This window comes from Antarctobacter aquimaris (assembly GCF_900184945.1).
In the GTDB taxonomy this organism is placed as follows: domain Bacteria; phylum Pseudomonadota; class Alphaproteobacteria; order Rhodobacterales; family Rhodobacteraceae; genus Maliponia; species Maliponia aquimaris.
Map to the genome: position 1 here is coordinate 21,953 of NZ_FXYF01000018.1, position 15,177 is coordinate 37,129.

The 15,177-nt window shown below is 63.4% G+C and carries 14 protein-coding genes and 2 pseudogenes; 3 read left to right on the forward strand and 13 right to left on the reverse strand.

Going from position 1 to position 15,177, the window contains the following annotated elements:
• Nucleotides 1-15: 15 nt before the first annotated feature.
• From MAA8898_RS22210 to MAA8898_RS22220, 3 genes are all read right to left on the reverse strand, one after another.
• Nucleotides 16-1,056 carry an iron-containing alcohol dehydrogenase gene (locus MAA8898_RS22210; protein ID WP_094023222.1) on the reverse strand — a complete coding sequence of 347 codons (1,041 nt, stop codon included), beginning with the start codon at nt 1,054-1,056 and terminating at the stop codon, nt 16-18.
• A gap of 134 nt (nt 1,057-1,190) precedes the next feature.
• Nucleotides 1,191-2,453 (reverse strand): ABC transporter substrate-binding protein, encoded by a 1,263-nt coding sequence (locus MAA8898_RS22215; RefSeq protein ID WP_094023223.1) that lies wholly within the window; start codon nt 2,451-2,453, stop codon nt 1,191-1,193.
• 545 nt (nt 2,454-2,998) lie between these two features.
• Nucleotides 2,999-3,262, reverse strand: coding sequence for a hypothetical protein (locus MAA8898_RS22220; protein WP_094023224.1), 264 nt, complete (start codon nt 3,260-3,262; stop codon nt 2,999-3,001).
• Between the two features lie 151 nt (nt 3,263-3,413).
• On the opposite strand from MAA8898_RS22220, the gene MAA8898_RS22225 reads away from it, so the two are divergent.
• Both MAA8898_RS22225 and MAA8898_RS22230 read left to right on the forward strand, forming a co-directional pair.
• Nucleotides 3,414-3,845 carry a c-type cytochrome gene (locus MAA8898_RS22225; protein WP_094023269.1) on the forward strand — a complete coding sequence of 144 codons (432 nt, stop codon included), beginning with the start codon at nt 3,414-3,416 and terminating at the stop codon, nt 3,843-3,845.
• Nucleotides 3,846-3,971: 126 nt separating this feature from the next.
• Complete coding sequence (locus tag MAA8898_RS22230) at nt 3,972-4,412, forward strand: c-type cytochrome (protein ID WP_245853576.1); 441 nt, start codon at nt 3,972-3,974, stop codon at nt 4,410-4,412.
• A 124-nt stretch (nt 4,413-4,536) separates the two neighbouring features.
• Here MAA8898_RS22230 and MAA8898_RS22235 read toward each other — a convergent pair whose 3' ends face one another.
• The 5 genes from MAA8898_RS22235 to MAA8898_RS22255 form a co-directional block, all read right to left on the reverse strand.
• The gene (locus MAA8898_RS22235) at nt 4,537-4,836 is read right to left on the reverse strand and encodes a copper-binding protein (RefSeq protein ID WP_094023225.1); all 300 of its coding nucleotides are present in this window, start codon (nt 4,834-4,836) and stop codon (nt 4,537-4,539) included.
• Nucleotides 4,837-4,897: 61 nt separating this feature from the next.
• Nucleotides 4,898-6,250 (reverse strand): multicopper oxidase family protein, encoded by a 1,353-nt coding sequence (locus MAA8898_RS22240; protein ID WP_094023226.1) that lies wholly within the window; start codon nt 6,248-6,250, stop codon nt 4,898-4,900.
• On the reverse strand, nt 6,247-7,638 hold the full coding sequence (locus MAA8898_RS22245) for a TolC family protein (protein ID WP_094023227.1): 1,392 nt from the start codon (nt 7,636-7,638) through the stop codon (nt 6,247-6,249). Before MAA8898_RS22245 ends, MAA8898_RS22240 begins: the two co-directional genes overlap by 4 nt.
• Nucleotides 7,635-7,853, reverse strand: a complete 219-nt coding sequence (locus MAA8898_RS22250; protein ID WP_094023228.1) for a hypothetical protein — start codon at nt 7,851-7,853, stop codon at nt 7,635-7,637. Before MAA8898_RS22250 ends, MAA8898_RS22245 begins: the two co-directional genes overlap by 4 nt.
• Nucleotides 7,854-7,912: 59 nt before the next feature.
• Complete coding sequence (locus MAA8898_RS22255; RefSeq protein WP_176445278.1) at nt 7,913-8,230, reverse strand: hypothetical protein; 318 nt, start codon at nt 8,228-8,230, stop codon at nt 7,913-7,915.
• A 616-nt stretch (nt 8,231-8,846) separates the two neighbouring features.
• Between MAA8898_RS22255 and MAA8898_RS22260 the strand changes: the two genes are divergently transcribed.
• Nucleotides 8,847-10,376, forward strand: a complete 1,530-nt coding sequence (locus tag MAA8898_RS22260) for a DUF6538 domain-containing protein (protein ID WP_141194919.1) — start codon at nt 8,847-8,849, stop codon at nt 10,374-10,376.
• Nucleotides 10,377-10,597: 221 nt separating this feature from the next.
• On the opposite strand, the gene MAA8898_RS22265 is transcribed toward MAA8898_RS22260, so the two are convergent.
• The 5 genes and pseudogenes from MAA8898_RS22265 to MAA8898_RS22290 form a co-directional block, all read right to left on the reverse strand.
• The gene (locus MAA8898_RS22265) at nt 10,598-11,800 is read right to left on the reverse strand and encodes an SEL1-like repeat protein (protein WP_176445279.1); all 1,203 of its coding nucleotides are present in this window, start codon (nt 11,798-11,800) and stop codon (nt 10,598-10,600) included.
• 232 nt (nt 11,801-12,032) lie between these two features.
• Nucleotides 12,033-12,381 (reverse strand): annotated as a pseudogene (locus MAA8898_RS22270) (transposase); the annotation flags it as partial.
• 40 nt (nt 12,382-12,421) lie between these two features.
• A pseudogene (locus tag MAA8898_RS22275) lies at nt 12,422-12,556 on the reverse strand (transposase domain-containing protein); the annotation flags it as partial.
• Nucleotides 12,557-12,568: 12 nt separating this feature from the next.
• Nucleotides 12,569-12,781, reverse strand: a complete 213-nt coding sequence (locus MAA8898_RS22280) for a hypothetical protein (protein ID WP_094023232.1) — start codon at nt 12,779-12,781, stop codon at nt 12,569-12,571.
• 643 nt (nt 12,782-13,424) lie between these two features.
• Nucleotides 13,425-15,011, reverse strand: coding sequence for a DUF3987 domain-containing protein (locus tag MAA8898_RS22290; RefSeq protein ID WP_094023234.1), 1,587 nt, complete (start codon nt 15,009-15,011; stop codon nt 13,425-13,427).
• Nucleotides 15,012-15,177 lie beyond the last annotated feature (166 nt).

Genomic DNA, 15,177 nt, shown 5'->3' on the forward strand with positions numbered 1-15,177 from the left:
CGTCTCATCGGCCCCTCACAACGCGGCCGCCATCATGGCTTCGTAGTCGCGGGGCGTGGCATGACGCGGATTGGTCTGGTTCACCGGGTCAGCGGCAGCCCTCCGGGCCGCCCTTGGCACCGCCGACATGGCCACGCCTGCCGCCGACAGGCGGACCGGCAATCCCACCGCCTCGGCCAGCCCGCGAATCGTGTCCGCCAGGTCCGCCTGCCGCCCGAGACCGAGCACCGTGCGAATGACCGGCAACCGGTCTTGCACCACCGGCGCGTTGAAGGCCAGGACCTCGGGCAGCAGGGCGGCGTGGAGCGCGCCGTGGCGCACCGGCACCTCCCGTTCGAGCCCGCGCGAGGCGGCCTCGATTCCGCCGAACCCCTTCTGCTCGGCCAGACCCCCGCTCAGCGCTGCCGCGAGAAGATCGCGGCGCGCGTCGATGTCGCGCCCGTCCTGCACAGCGGCGGCGAGGCTGCGCATCGCGCGGCGCAATCCCTCGAGGGCGATGCCATCGGCGGGCGGATTGAAGGCCGTGCTCAGAAATGCCTCAAGGCAATGGATCAGCGCATCCATTCCCGCGGCCGCCGTCTCGGCCGGCCCGCGCGCAACCATGAGCGTCGCGTCGCAGAAGATCGCCGCCGGGATCAGCGAGGGCCGCGTCGCATGGTGGGCAAACGCGACGCCCAAAGGCCCCAGCCCGACGCCGTCGGTCGCCGTGGGCACCGCGATCACCGGCGTGCCCGATCTGCCCAGGACCCGCGCCAGATCGAGCGTCGCAGCGCCGCCGAGGCCGATGATCCCGTCGCACCCCGTCTCGGCGAACAGCGCGGCCGCCGCGCGCAGGTCCTCATCCACCGGCAGATGCGGCCGCATTTCAAAGATCACCCCGGATGTGGAGAGCGGCAGCGCATCCTCGAGCCTCTCTCGTTCCTCACCCTCGGCGAGGGCGCTGTCGCAGACGATCATCGGTCGCCGGACGGCAAGGCGCGACAACTCCTCCAACAGCGCGTCCTCGAGCACCCGGTCGGCGAAATGGATTCTCGTCAGGAACGTGATGAGAGACATGGCGGAAGCCCCCCGCAGAACACGCCCGCACCGCTGGCCGGAAGACACACACTTGTCTGTGTAGGCCAGGAGGAGCCCACACAGATGAAACCGGGGCCGCTCATGCGCGGCCCCGGCCCGTTCTGGTACGCGGATCAGCCCTTGCCGCCGAGAGCGGCGCAATCCGGCGTTTCGCGCGACGGCAGACCCATGGCACGGAACTCGTCCGGGGTCATGCCGAGCGTCTGGTTCACGTTCTCGACCTTGCCGACCATCACGTTCTTCAGCCCGCCTTCGCCGTTGTCCTGCACTTCGTTGATGAACACCGTGCCGGTGGCCTGCCTGTTCTCGTTGAGCGAGACCGGGCCCAGGGGCGTGTCCAGCGGATCGTCCGCCAGCGCCGCGCGGAACTTGGCCTGGCCGTCGGACAGGTCGCCGTCGATCTCGTTCAGGGCGTCGATGGCCGCCAGTGCGGCGATGTAGTAGCCCACGCCGAACAGCGACGGCGACGGGAAGCGTTCGCTTTCCGGGAAGGCCTCCTGGTAGGCCGCGACATAGGCCTGCCATGCCGGATCGGGGTTGTCTTCGGCCAGCGCGCCCGAGGTGGGCGTGCCGACAAGCGCGTCCTTGGCCCGGCCCTTGGAGGTCAGCACCGTCTGGTCGGCCATGATGGTGCCGCCGATCAGGTTGGTCTCGGCGCCGGCCTGCGCGTACTGGTTGAGGAAGTTGATGGCATCCGTGCCGCCGACCCCGAGATAGATGGCGTCCACGTCATCGGGCAGCGCAGCGATCACGCCGCCGAAGTCGGACGATCCGAGCGGCACCCAGAAACGGTCCACGATCTCGCCGCCCGCGCGGCAGAAGTCGACCGCAAAGCCGAGGAAGTTCGTGTAGCCAAAGGAATAGTCTGCGGCCACCGTGGCGACGCGTTTCCAGCCCTTCTCGTTCACGACATAGGTGCCTAGGCCCGCGCCCCATTGTGCACCGTCGAGGTTGAACCGGAAGAAGTTCTCGGCCGGATCGACCCATGTCGTCTCGAGCGCGCCCGAGATGCCGTTGATCACCGTATGGTTGGGGATCGTCTTGGCATAGTCGCGCATGGCGATGCCTTCCGAGCCGGACAGCGGCCCGAGGATGAAGTCCACGCCGTCCTGCTCGATCAGTTTGCGCGCCTGCCGGACGGTGGTGTCCGGCGTGGTGTCGGTGGGCGCGACGACGATCTCGATCGGCCGCCCGCCGGCGACCCCTCCGGCCTGCTTGACGGCCAGTTCGACGTTGCGGACGCCATCCGCGCCACCGGCCGCAAATGCACCCTCGAGCGCGACAAGCACACCGATCTTGATGGCTTCCTGGGCCATGGCGCCTGCAGGAAGCAGAAGCGCCATCGCCGAAACCGAGGCGATCATTGCCTTCTTCATCAGTCTCCTCCCGTTCAAACGCAGGCCGTTCGTTTTCATGCCGCCATCCGCCGCCTGCACACAGAGCCTTGGGCAACGCCGAATTATAGGAAGCGGGAAGAGGCGGCACGACGCCCGGCCGTGGGCAATAATATCCCATCGTATCTTTTTTCGCCCCGCGCGGGCTGTCGCGGCCAAGCATGCCGACGGTTGACGACATCCGATTCGGCACGGCGTCGCCCGGTGCGACACGTTCTGGCGTCGATCTGCACGATCGCCGTCGTGCAGGGCGTCCCGAGGATTGCGATGTCACAGACGCAGGCAGCGCCAGGTTTCATCCCGGCGCATACGGATATCTCTGCGCGGCAAGACCCGGTCGGGAAGGACAGCCCGGCGTTCAGCGGCGCCAATGCCCCTGGGCCGTCTTGCACAGGTCCCTGTCCGGTCTGCGGGCGGAATGGCCGGCAAAGGACCGGAGCCCGAACAGGATGATCCGACGCGCGCGGAGCACCTGTCGCCCTTTGGATGTTGACAGCGGCACGCGGTTGAAGGCACCTTCCGGCCCGTCAATGGATGGAGTTTGCGTGCGGACAGGTCTCGTCTTGCTTCTTGCGTGGTTGGTGGCTGCGGTTGTTCTGCCGGGCGAAAGCCTGGCGCACGGCGTGGCCGCTGCGCATGACGATGTCGTGATGCAAGACATCGTCGAGCCGGGCGAGCAGGATGACACGACGGTGCTGCCCTGTTGCAATTACATGGCCGGTTGCGGGCATGCCGTCGTGTCCCCTGGCGCCGATATGGCTGTCCCGTTCTTGCTGCTGACCGCGCAGCACGTCCGGCCGCCCGGAAGTCCGGTCAAGTCGGTCTCTCCCCCACCGGATCTGCCACCTCCGCGAACCTGAGGATTTCTTGCGAACCGCGGGCCTCAGGCTCGTGACCGTTCACCGCCGCGGGCTGCATGTCCGCGCGATCAAGGACTTCAGGATGAACAAGATATTGCTGGCTGGGGCTGTAGCGGTCTTCGCTGCGGCTGCCGGCTACCTCTACACATCGCGGACGGGCCCCGACCTCGCCGCTCCCGACACCGTACCCGGAGGCGCCATCGTCACCGTCGCGTTGCCCGAAACGCTCACTGACCAGGAAAGGATGGGCAAGACCGCCTTCGAGGCCGTTTGCGCCGCTTGCCACGGCGAGAATGCCGCCGGCAAGCAGGGCTTTGGCCCACCGCTGGTCCACAGGATCTACGAACCGTCGCACCATGCCGACATGGCGTTTCACCTCGCCGCGGAACGGGGGGTGCGCGCGCACCACTGGACCTTTGGCGACATGCCGCCGCAACCCGGTCTGACGCGCGCCGACGTAACCGCCATCGTGGCCTATGTCCGCACGTTGCAGCGCGCCAACGGGATCATGTGAGAGCTTTCCCCAATCGGGTCTGGCGGCCGGGGTCAGACCCCGGCCGCCGGGTCTTGACATGATGGCGCGCAGTCGCCGCCGGCAAACACCACACTTCGGATTGACCCAGACAAGGAAACCGACCCCATGAAGATGAAGAAGACGACGCTTGCCCTGACCCTGATCGCCCTTGGCACCGCCGCGCTGGCGCATACCGGCGTGCAGAACAGGGACGTGATGGCCCGCATGGTGGTCATGTCCACCATCGGCGACCAGATGAAACTGATCGGCAGCATGGCCAAGGGCGAAGCCGCTTTCGACGCCGACGCGGTGAACGCCGCGCTGATCGAGATCGCGGCGCAGTCGGCCCAAATCCCCTCGATGTTCGAGACGAAGGCGCTCGACCCCAAGTCCGAGGCTCTGCCGGCCATCTGGGAGCGGTTCGACAGCTTTACAAAGCAGGCAAGGGAGGCGGAGTCCGTGGCCGAGCGTCTGGCCGGGACCGTGACGGCGGTGGACGATCTCGGACCCGTGCTGGCCCAGGTTGGCGAGACCTGCAAGGCCTGTCACACGACCTTCCGCAAGTGACGGCCGGCGTGCCGACAGCGGCCTGAGCGCATCCGGTCCCGGGCAAGGCGTGCCGGGGCCGGCGCGATGAAAAGGGCAGACGGCGCAGGCGCGCGCCGGGCCGTCTGCCCCCCCTGTTCCCCGGTCAGTCGACCTGGAGTTCCGTCACCGTCAGCTTGCCGTTCACGCGGTCGGCCACGAATGTGACCGCCTGGCCCTCGGCCAGCCCGTCCAGCATCGCCGGATCGGCCAGGTCGAAGACCATCTTCATCCCCGGCATGTCGAGGTTTTCCAGCGGCCCGTGGTCGATGGTGATCTTCTTCCACTTCAGGTCGATCTTGGTGATCGTGCCCTGGGTCATCGGCATCATGCCGGTTTGGGCCGTTTCCGCCAGCGCGGCGCCGGAAGTGACCAGCGCGAAGGCAAGGGCAAGGAGCGTTTTCATGTGATGTGTCCTTTCGTGACGATATGGGGCGCCCGCGATGGCGGTGCGCCGGGGGTGAGGATCAGTTGTGGTCCAAGTGGCTGCGCGGGGTCAGCAGGGTGGCAGGGCTGGTGTTGCGGGCTTCCTCGGGCAGGTCGCCGGTCCACTCCCAGGCCTGCGTGCCCGGCGGGTTCACATACCAGCCGGGATCCGAGTAGTCGCGGGGCGCGATGCCCTGGCGCACCTTGACGACCGAGAACATGCCGCCCATCTCGAGCGGCCCGTAGGGTCCCCAGCCGGTCATCATCGGCACGGTGTTGTCGGGCAATTCCATCGACATCTCGCCCATGTCCGCCATGCCGGCGGTGCCCATCGGCATGTAGCCGGGCTGGTGCTGGCGCACCATCCGGGTCAGCCTTCGCTTGTCTGCACCGATGTAGGTCGGCAGGTCGTGGCCCATGGCATTCATTGTGTGGTGCGACTTGTGGCAGTGGATCGCCCAGTCGCCCTCGTGCACAGCGTCGAACTCGTAGGCGCGCATGGCGCCCACGGGGATGTCGATGCTCACCTCGGGCCAGCGGGCGCTTTTCGGCACCCAGCCGCCATCGGTGCAGGTGACTTCGAAGTCGTAGCCGTGCATGTGGATCGGGTGGTTGGTCATCGTCAGGTTGCCGACGCGCACCCGCACCCGGTCGCCCTTGGCCACCACCAGCGGGTCGATGTCCGGGAAGATCCGGCTGTTCCAGGTCCACATGTTGAAGTTGGTCATCTCGGCCACCTTCGGGATGTAGGTGCCCGGATCGATGTCGTAGGCCGCCAGAAGGAAGGCAAAGTCGCGGTCGACCGGCATGAAGGCCGGGTCGCGCGGGTGCACGATGAACAACCCCATCATGCCCATCGCCATCTGCACCATCTCGTCGGCGTGCGGGTGGTACATGAAGGTGCCGGATTTCACCAGGTCGAACTCGTAGACAAAGGTCTTGCCCGGTGGGATCGCCGGGTGGCTCAGCCCGCCCACGCCGTCCATCCCCGAGGGCAGGATCAGCCCGTGCCAGTGGACCGAGGTATGCTCCGGCAGGCGGTTGGTGACATAGATGCGCACGCGCTCGCCCTCCACCGCCTCGATGGTCGGGCCGGTGGATTGGCCATTGTAACCCCAGAGCCGCGCCATCATGCCATCCGCCATGATGCGCTCGACAGGTTCGGCGACCAGGTGGAATTCCTTGACGCCTCCGTTCATCCGCCAGGGCAGCGACCAGCCGTTCAGCGTGACCACCGGGTTGTAGTCCGGGCCCGATCCGGGCCGCGGCGGCACCTGGGTGCGCGGGTCGTCGGTCATCGCCGCCTCGGGCAGGTCGCGAAAGCGGGTCTCGGCGGCGGCGGCAGAGGCCAGCACGGCGCCCGCGCCCGCGGTCAGAAGTTGCCTGCGGTTCATTCGTCTCCTCCTGTGGGGCGGCCGCCCCAGATCACGGCGGTCAGGTCGGCCTCGGCGCGCCAGTAGTCGGCCTTGGCCTCGGCGGTGGACAGTTGTGCCTCCAGCCCCTCGCGGGCGTCGGCGATCAGGTCGAAGGTCGAGGTCAACATGCCGTTGTAGGTGCGCAGCGCCTCTTCATCGATCACCCGGCGCAGCGGCAGCACCTCGTCGTGCCAGTGCCGCGCGATGCGGTACTTGCCGGTGACGGCGGCATGCGCCGAGCGCGCCTCGGACCGCGCGTTGACCGCCTGCTGGGCCAACTGGTGCGCGGTGCGCATGTATTCCAGTTCGCCCTTGCGCGCGGCCAGCTTGCCGGTGTCGTAGAGCGGGATCTCAAGGCCAACTTCGAGCACGCGCGCGCGCTCGGTCTCGTCGGTCCTCTCGACCTCGACCCCGGCAACGATCTCGGCGTCGCTCAGCACCCGGGTGCTGCCGGTCAGCCGGTAATCCTGCGCGATAGCCTCCAGTTCCAGCCGCCCGATGGCCAGGTCGACGCGATGCTCCAGCGCCAGCCTTTCGATGTCGCTGCGGCCGGGTTGCCGTCCGGGCAGCGCCGGCAGGCGGTCGGGCACGTAGAACGCGATGTCGGCGCCCCAGAGGCCCATCAACCGGGTCAGCTTTTCCTTGGCCAGCTGCGCCTCCAGCCGCGCATCGGCACGCTGGACCGCCAGTTCGGCGGTAAAGACATGCTCGCGCGCCTGGTCACCCCGGTTCATCGCCCCAGTGCGTCCCAGTTCCGCCGCCAGTTCCGAGGCGGCATCCGCCGTCCCCTGCGTCTGGGCGATCAGCGCCGCCGCCTCGAAGGCCGCGACCGCGTCAATCCAGGCCCGGCGCGTTTCGGCCGCCAGCGCGACGGTCTCGCCCACCGCGGCCAGCTGCGCCTGGCGGAACCGCGTTTCGGCCAGAGCCTTGCGCGGCTTCTGCGTCGCCAGGTCGATCAGTGCAGCGGCGATGGTCGCCTCGGCCGACCGGGTGAGCCCGGTCTGGCCCAGCGAGATGCTGAGCGTCGGCACCGGGCCCAGCGCCACCTCCCAGAGCTCGGTCGCCGACAGGCCCAACTCGGCATAGGCGGCCTGCAAGGCGCGGTTGTTCATCAAGGCGATCTGCACCGCCAGGCCGGGGCCTATGGTCTTGCCCTGCACCAGGCCACGCACGCGGGTCTCTGTGGCGGCGATCTCGGCGGCGGAGGTTGCCCAGACGCTGTTCGCACCCGTCGCACGGCGCGTGCCATCGGCGACAAAGGCGAAACCCGCCTTCGGATCGGAGGCCTTGCCCACCAGCGCCGGATCGGCGCAGGCCCCCAGCAACAGCGGCAGGATCAGCCCAAGGGACCGGGTTCGCAGGCTCATGACGACCCTCCCGGCGCCTGCGCGTCGTTCAGCTGCCGCCAGTCCATCGGTTCGGCGATCTCGCGGTGGGTGTAGACCACGTGCGGGCCCGGCGGCGCGGCGGCGTTGAGGTCAGGAATCGCGGCTCGGGTCAGAGGTCCGGCCTCAGGCAGGGCTGCGGGCTGCGTGCAGCCAGCAAGCACCAGCGGCACGAGGGCCGCATATCTCAGTTTCATCGGTAAACTCCAGCAATGATCATCGGATCGAAGGCCACACGGCCCCTGCGAAAACGATGTCAGGCCCTGGGAGGTCGTCGCAGCCCGTAGGGGTCCGTCAGATCCGTGAGATCCGTGACAGACCATCCGGCGATAAAGCCCGTGACAGCCGGCGCGCCGGCAGCGCCATCGGCAGCCAGCGACATGCCGACGACGCAGCCATGGGCACAACACGGGGCCATGGCCAAGTCATCGTCCTGCCCGGATGCCGGTTCGGCGGCCGGAGCTTGATGGCCATGGTGGCCATGCATGCCATACGCCGCGTCGGCTGTGGATTGCTGTGTGCATGTGACATGATCGGCGACGACAATCTGCACGATCGGAGCGATCGCGATCATCAGGCTCGTGATGACAAGAACCAGGGCCAGGAAATGCCGTCCACACATGGCCGAGATCGTTGAACCAATGAAGTCGATCTGACAAGTCACGACCTTGTCAGCGCAGGGGATATTTGCGCGGGGTCGCCGGGCTATGGTCCCGCGGCCGGTTTCCCGGCTCGGGGCGTTCTGCCCTGCACGGCTAGGCGCGGATCGCCCGCGCCTTCGTATCGCGCGGCGCCTGCTCTCGCACCGATCCTCGAGGTGGTCCCCGTTTCCCGACAGAGTTGCAGCGCAGCCAAGTCTGCCCGTTGATCAGGATGCGGCTTTCGGCGCTCGCTGGTGCGGAATCGCTCCACCGCCCGTTTCCGTACCGGGCTGCTGTTCCGATTTTCGAAGGCATTCAAGTCGCCGCACGATGTTTACCGGGGCGTTATTGCTGCTGCGCAATGCGAAGCCGCAAGGCTCTGACATGCCGTGAAATCAATGGTGCCCCCACACGGCAAACCGGGCAGAGGAGAAACCATTTCCGCGCCCACGGTTAAACACCCAGTTCCGTTGCAGAAATCGTCTCCGAGACCGTGTTCGGGGCGATCCATGCAACCGCTCCTTTGTGGGGCAGACTGTGGAGCAGACTATGAGCAACAAAACCTCGCCCCTTTCAGACGGCTTGGAACTGCGCGGGCGGATGTACTACGCGCGGTTTCGCGTTCCCACCCGGTTCTGCAGCGTTGAACCGCGGCGCGAAGTCAACAAATCGCTTAAAACACGCGATCGCCGGCAAGCCAGGGTCAAGCTCGAGCAAATGCGCACCCAGCTTGAACTGCAGTGGGAGACCCTGCTTGCCGAGAAGGAGGGCCGGAGCACCATCGACAGCTTCATCCAAATGACGAATTTCCTGGAATCCCTCTCGCTGCCTTTTCGCCCTTTGCAGAAGATCGTGAGCGGACCGCTCGAAGATATGCTGGCCCGAATCGAAAAGATCGAAAATTTTGGCACGACCTCGGAGGCGGTTCCTGCCGTTCTTGGCGCCAGACAATTGCCCGACGTGAAGGTGTCGGAAATGGCCGACCTGATGAAGCGCCACCACGCGACCAAGATCTCGCGAAAGAACGCGTATCAGACCCGGGCCTGGGTGTCGAAATATGAGCGGGCGGCTGCTTCCTTCATCGAAGTTGTCGAGGACAAACCGATAAGCCAGATTTCAGAAGCCAACGCGATGGCCTTCAAGAAGCACTGGCTGGAACGTCTGGAAAAGACCAAGCTGACGGCGAACTATGTGAACAAGCAGATCCGGCATTTCCGCCAGATGATCGACACCTACTACGAGATGTTTGGAGTCCCAATGAGCGAGCGTCGCAACTCGTTCGAGGGCATGAACCTCAAGAACGCAGGATCATTTTCTAATGACGAAGGCACCAAGCTTCCGCTCCCCTCCAACTGGGTGCAGCGAGTCGTGTCCGGCTACGTCTTTGCTGGCTTGGACAAAGACCCTCAAGCCCAGGATATTGCCATCGTTGTCGCGCAGACTGGTGCCCGGCAGAGCGAAATCTGCGATCTGCCGCCGCACAACATCGTTCTCGACCATCCGATCCCGCATGTCATCATTGGTTTCGTGAACCGCGATGACTTCAAATCCGAGATCAAGAACAAGGCATCCGAGCGGGTCATCCCGCTTGTCGGACCGGCTCTGGACGCCATGCGCCGCAACCCCAAGGGTTTCCCCAAGTATCGTGGCAAAGGCACGATCAGCAATGAAATCGGCCGATATCTTCGGGACAACAACCTTTTCCCTGCGCCCACGGATGCAGAAAAAGCTGAAATTGCGCGTCGTGCCGAAGCCCTTGGCCGCAGTGTCAATCATGCGTTGCAGCGCCCCTTTACATTTGGCTCGACCCGTCACACTTTCGAAGACCGCATGCTGGCGTTGGGCTTCACCAACGAAGAGCGGGCTTACATGATGGGCCATTCTCTGACCCAAGTGCGTGGTCGCCCGGTCTACGGCAGTGGTCCTGACGTCGCGCTGCGCGCCTTGTACATGGAGCTGGTTTCTTACCCGACGGACACGTGGTCTCCGCGTCCCAGCGACGAGCTGTGGGCCAAAGTCGACGCGCACCTCTTGGAAATGGGATTTGAGCTCCGCCGTCCTCGTGCGCAGGCTGCGTGATGCTGTCCGGTGTGCGACCAGATCAGATGCTGATTTCAGTGAGCATCGAAGATTTTCGGGTCTTGGGGTCTTGGGGAAAAAATTTCCCTATTACCCACGAGAAAAGCAGGACGCGCGCCAAACTTTCGTGATGAGTCAACACAATGACACGTAGTCAATCGTAACATAGGTCAGGCCGTCAAGGCGCAATACCATACTCACAGTCGTAACAATTAGCGGGATCACTGCAACAGCAACATGCCGCCGACAGTGCCCCAGGTTCTTTCCATCTGCTCCTTGATGTGTCGCTGCTCCCGATCGAAATCGCTCTCTGTTTGCCACGGCGCTGGCGTCGGCGACGAATTCGCCAGAGCTACACCGGCGTCGAAAAGCATCTGGAGGAACTGTTCCATGCTGGCCTTGCGGGCAGCGTCAGACTTCGCTTTTTCTTCCCGAATGCGCTCCAACATGGACCCCGCCAGAGCACTGCCCTGACCCGCGGCCAACATGAGATGGGTATTCGCCTGGCGCACATCCTGTTTCACACCCTTGCCGTAATAATAAAGCAGCGCAAAATGGGCCTCTCCATCCGGACGCCCTGCTCTACTTGCTCTGAGATACCATCCCTTGGCCTGTCGATAGTTCTGTTCTATACCGCGGCCGAACTCATAGGCGTTCCCCAGTAGGATCATTGCATCAGGGTCCCCCTGCTCGGCGGCTTTCTTGTACCAACTGGTCGACTGCACGAAATCTGCCGGAACCCCGATCCCCTTTTCATAAATTCGCCCCAGATGAATCTGGGCTTCCGGGTATCCGCCTTCGGCCGCTTGCCTGTAATACGCCATCGCCTTGTTCGCATCCCGCGGCACACTCTGCCCGGCCTCATGAACCAATGCCAATGCGTAGGCGGCCTTGGCATTGCCCATCGCCGCAGCCTCTTGATAGAGCCTCAACGCTTCCGGAACATTCTGCGGCACATTCTTCAATCCACTCGCATAGGCATGCCCCAACATCACCATGGCGTCCGAATGGCCGCTCGCCGCGGCCTTCTTGAGCCACTCGACGGCAGTCGCCCGAAGACCGATAATCTGTGTCTTGTTCAATTTCAGGACCCGTGCATTCCAATACATTTCCGCGATGCTGAATTGCGCCTCCGGCCACCCCTCTTCCGCCGCGGCAAGCATCATGTCGTAGCCAACAGATTCGTCCTGCACGGCGCCTTCACCCGACAGCAGCATGGCGGCGTAATACGTCCGGCCGGCCAGATCACCCTGATCAGCAGCGGCCTTGAAGTAACCCGCCGCCTTGTAGATTTGCCGCACTGTTCCGGTACCGTTGGCGTAGATCAGGCCGAGTTGCAGCTGTGCCTGGATATCTCCTGCCGCGGCAACAGGCTCGAGTGCCACCCGCGCCGCTTTGAAATCGCCAGCATCGTAAAGAACCATCGCCTCATCGAAACTCTGGCCAAACACGGGAGACGTCAAAGACACTGCGCAAGAAGCAGATAGTAGAATACAAGCCGCCGAATGCCGAAAGATATTGCCTCGCATCAAATCTCATCCAATTCATTTTGGGCAGGCTGGTCGAACGCCAGCCCCCTGTTTCGCCGTCATATGATTCAGTCTACACTGTCCACAGTGGGCTCTGTCTATACAATACGCCCGCTTTTTCTCAGAATAGTGCTTCATTGGAGGAGGTGGCAGTGTCCATGGCAAGATGGACCTCGCGCCATTGGCGCCTTACCTGAACGCCATGCTTGCACGCCTGCCGTTCGCCATCGCCCAGGAACTTGATGCCGGTGCTGTCTGGCATCCGGCAGGGTATCCCGCAGGGATGCCCCAAAAGGGCACCAGCAGGTTCAGCCGCCCGCCAGAATGGCGCCAGGGATCTGCACCTCCGGGGTCTTCTGCCTGCGAGACAGGGTCGAGTAGTCCGGAACGGGCCAGTCGGTCGTGTCGCGAAAGTGCAAAAGGCTGGCGACCATCCCGGAGGTCTGCCTGAACGGCAGCTCGAACAGCACTTCTATCCCCTTCCGGGTATCCGTCGGACGTGACCGTCGTTGACGTTCAACTTGGCTGCCAATTCCACGGTGCGAGTTGGTCGATGCGGTTGATCTTGTGAACGGCGATGTGGGTCAGAACCCAGGTCAGCCAGGCTTCCGGATCGACGCCGTTCATGCGTGCGGTCTCGATGAGCGTATAGGCAAGGTCGACCTACACCACCGAAGGTGCGCCGCCGGACTGAATCTTTTGAAACTCCGCGCGGTACTTCGCCATCAGATCCGCGGTGTCAGACGCTTCGGCCTTTATACTCTCGATCTCATGATCGAGGCGCACAAGCAGAGGCAAATAAAGTTCGCCGTCAGGCCGCGTGTTGACGATTTCCAGCATCTTCGTGCGTGCATTTTCGAGTCGTTCGAGGAACATCGCATTCTCCATCCACTTTCGAGCCGGGGAGGAGGTTGGTTCGGCTTGGGCGCCGCGGAAAAAGATTGGCGAAGAAAGTTACAAGGCGAAGAAAAGAATTGATTTTCTGGCATGCGGACGACCAGCCCGACATACGCCAGGCCGGCTGTCATTGCTTACGAGGGATCATCCATGGACCGCTGCCGCGCGCATCTTGCGCTCCCGGACGCGCCAGTCGCGGCTCAGGAGACTACCGGGAAGGCGCCTCTTTTTCGCCCTGCCTGTGAGTGAGCGCTGCTACTGTTGTCTGAAGCAGGGGAAGACAACCTCTGCCGGTTACAGCAGCGGCATCTGAAACTCGATCGCCAGTTGGGCGGGCACGTAGGCTGCCCTATCCTGCTGCCAGATATCCTGCCAAGCAAGGCGATGCGGGAGGTAATCTACCGGTCGGATATCGACCGCAGCGAGCAGCTTCCTTGTGGTCGCGTATCCCAGCTGTAAACGGTGGGCGGCAGACGTGTGAAAAAACGTGGACCCAGCTCCCTTTAAGGAAATGGGTCCCGGGGCGATTACCCTGAATTTCTCAGCACACAATTTGTCCGGGATTTGGCGGAGACGGGAAGTCCACGGACCTCCCCTCTCATCACCTGCCCCATCTAAGGCGTCAGCAGGCTTTCCGGCGAGCACCCCCTGAGCATTCAGGCAGAGACACCACGTTGCACGCATCTCCCGCCCGATGGCTCGAGTCCTCTTGGTTGCGATAGGCCATGAGCAGCCGCTGGAGGCGTTTTTTGTTGCGCCAGCCCTCCTGCGTGCGGTCGCGTTCCCGGATAGCGTCATATTGCTTCGCGAGAAACTCGGCCTTTCGCTGCCGGACATCCTGTTGTGATCCAGCAACGCTGAAAACTTCATCAAAGAGCGCGGGGGAAGTTTCCACCCGATCGAGCGCGCTCAGGATTTGGGCGATGCGATCCCGCGTCAGTTCCTTGCTTTGCTTCTTGCTCAAACGGCGCTGGACGTCTCGGACCGTCACTTGCGCCAGCCCGTTGCTCAGCAAGCTCTCCCGGACCCTGGCAATCTTCTCGATCTGGCTCCGTCCCTCGGAGCCATACTCGCGCATCATGATGAGCGTGCACTCGAGATGGTATTCCGCATACTTCGTTGCCAGTTCCGCGGTTTCCAGATCGATTTTCCGGTTCGACTTTCCGAGCAGAAACTGCAGCACGACGAGATAGCTGAGAACTGAAAAGCCCGTGCGTCGGATAAACGAGCCCGGCAAAACTCCATCGCCCCAATTGCTCCTCAGGCTCCGCCACCAGTTCTCGAGGTACGGCAGGACTTCGTCATTCAGTTTGTAGGTTTCGAGCGCGCCCTTCTGAGCGCACAGGGCGTACCAGACTTCCCGAAGCTCGTTCTTCCGGGACTCGAACTCTTCCCCTGCGAAGTAGAGGAAATGGTCGAACATGTCGGTGTCACTACGCGGCTCCGCGATCACGTAGTTGAACCGCTGGCAAAACCCGTCAAGCATACTTGCCGCATCGACATCATCGGTCCAGGTTTCCCGGACGCTGAGGCCCAGGAACGTGAAATGGGGGTCTTGAATTTCGAGCTTAACCGCCTCACCTTTCAGTCGGTTAGAAATTGGCTTGTTCGAGTAAGCGTCCAGCATCCAAGGCTTCATCCGCGCGAAATTCGATTGCGTGAGGATCATGTGGAACATCTTCCCGGCCTCGTCCTGATACCAGTAGCCCCCATTGTTCTCCTTCACCTCGATAATCCACTGCGCGTCGCTCCCTGCCTTGGGGAGCATGCGAACGAAGTCGTTTTTCCCCTTGGGTAGGAGGATCTCGGCCACCTTGTCGGTCGCGAGCGTTTTCGAGCTGGCGGACGGAGCCAAGGCCATGGTCCACAGGATCGGGCGTTGGCATCCAAGTCCGGGTATCCAAAGGGTTGCGCCACCCTGCGTGAGATAGGAGGACGCGATCATGATGAGTTGGATTAGCGGCAGCACGTAGCTGACATCGGTCTTCTTGAAATAGGAGCTGATATGCTCGAGGTAGGAGCCTTTCGGGATCAGGCTGTCCACCGACAGGGCTTCGGGGCATTCCCGGATTGCGAGCATTGCGATAATCTGCTCCCGCTCACCGTCATTGAGCGCGCGCCGTCTCCCCTTCTCGAGGACATGGAGATTATGAAATAGCTCTTGTTCCTTCTTCTGGTTCCGGTTGGTCTTTCGGGTCTTCGTTGTCATGTTGTGCACCTTTTGGGCTGATCAGTGCACGGGAGATGCCGTCACTCCCAAATGGGCCTGCATCGGTTTGATCTCCGGTCCGGGGAAGTCCTCGACCGTCGCCGACGACCGACACCCCCACTATGGCTTTGATATTTTGAATGTATTTCTGACCCGACCAACCGAC

Coding starts and splice junctions, on each gene's coding strand:
- MAA8898_RS22210 (WP_094023222.1), bottom strand. CDS start 1,056: ATGTCTCTCATCACGTTCCTGACGAGAATCCATTTCGCCGACCGGGTG.
- MAA8898_RS22215 (WP_094023223.1), bottom strand. CDS start 2,453: ATGAAGAAGGCAATGATCGCCTCGGTTTCGGCGATGGCGCTTCTGCTT.
- MAA8898_RS22225 (WP_094023269.1), top strand. CDS start 3,414: ATGAACAAGATATTGCTGGCTGGGGCTGTAGCGGTCTTCGCTGCGGCT.
- MAA8898_RS22230 (WP_245853576.1), top strand. CDS start 3,972: ATGAAGATGAAGAAGACGACGCTTGCCCTGACCCTGATCGCCCTTGGC.
- MAA8898_RS22235 (WP_094023225.1), bottom strand. CDS start 4,836: ATGAAAACGCTCCTTGCCCTTGCCTTCGCGCTGGTCACTTCCGGCGCC.
- MAA8898_RS22240 (WP_094023226.1), bottom strand. CDS start 6,250: ATGAACCGCAGGCAACTTCTGACCGCGGGCGCGGGCGCCGTGCTGGCC.
- MAA8898_RS22245 (WP_094023227.1), bottom strand. CDS start 7,638: ATGAGCCTGCGAACCCGGTCCCTTGGGCTGATCCTGCCGCTGTTGCTG.
- MAA8898_RS22250 (WP_094023228.1), bottom strand. CDS start 7,853: ATGAAACTGAGATATGCGGCCCTCGTGCCGCTGGTGCTTGCTGGCTGC.
- MAA8898_RS22255 (WP_176445278.1), bottom strand. CDS start 8,230: ATGATCGCGATCGCTCCGATCGTGCAGATTGTCGTCGCCGATCATGTC.
- MAA8898_RS22260 (WP_141194919.1), top strand. CDS start 8,847: ATGAGCAACAAAACCTCGCCCCTTTCAGACGGCTTGGAACTGCGCGGG.
- MAA8898_RS22265 (WP_176445279.1), bottom strand. CDS start 11,800: ATGGTTCTTTACGATGCTGGCGATTTCAAAGCGGCGCGGGTGGCACTC.
- MAA8898_RS22280 (WP_094023232.1), bottom strand. CDS start 12,781: ATGTTCCTCGAACGACTCGAAAATGCACGCACGAAGATGCTGGAAATC.
- MAA8898_RS22290 (WP_094023234.1), bottom strand. CDS start 15,011: ATGACAACGAAGACCCGAAAGACCAACCGGAACCAGAAGAAGGAACAA.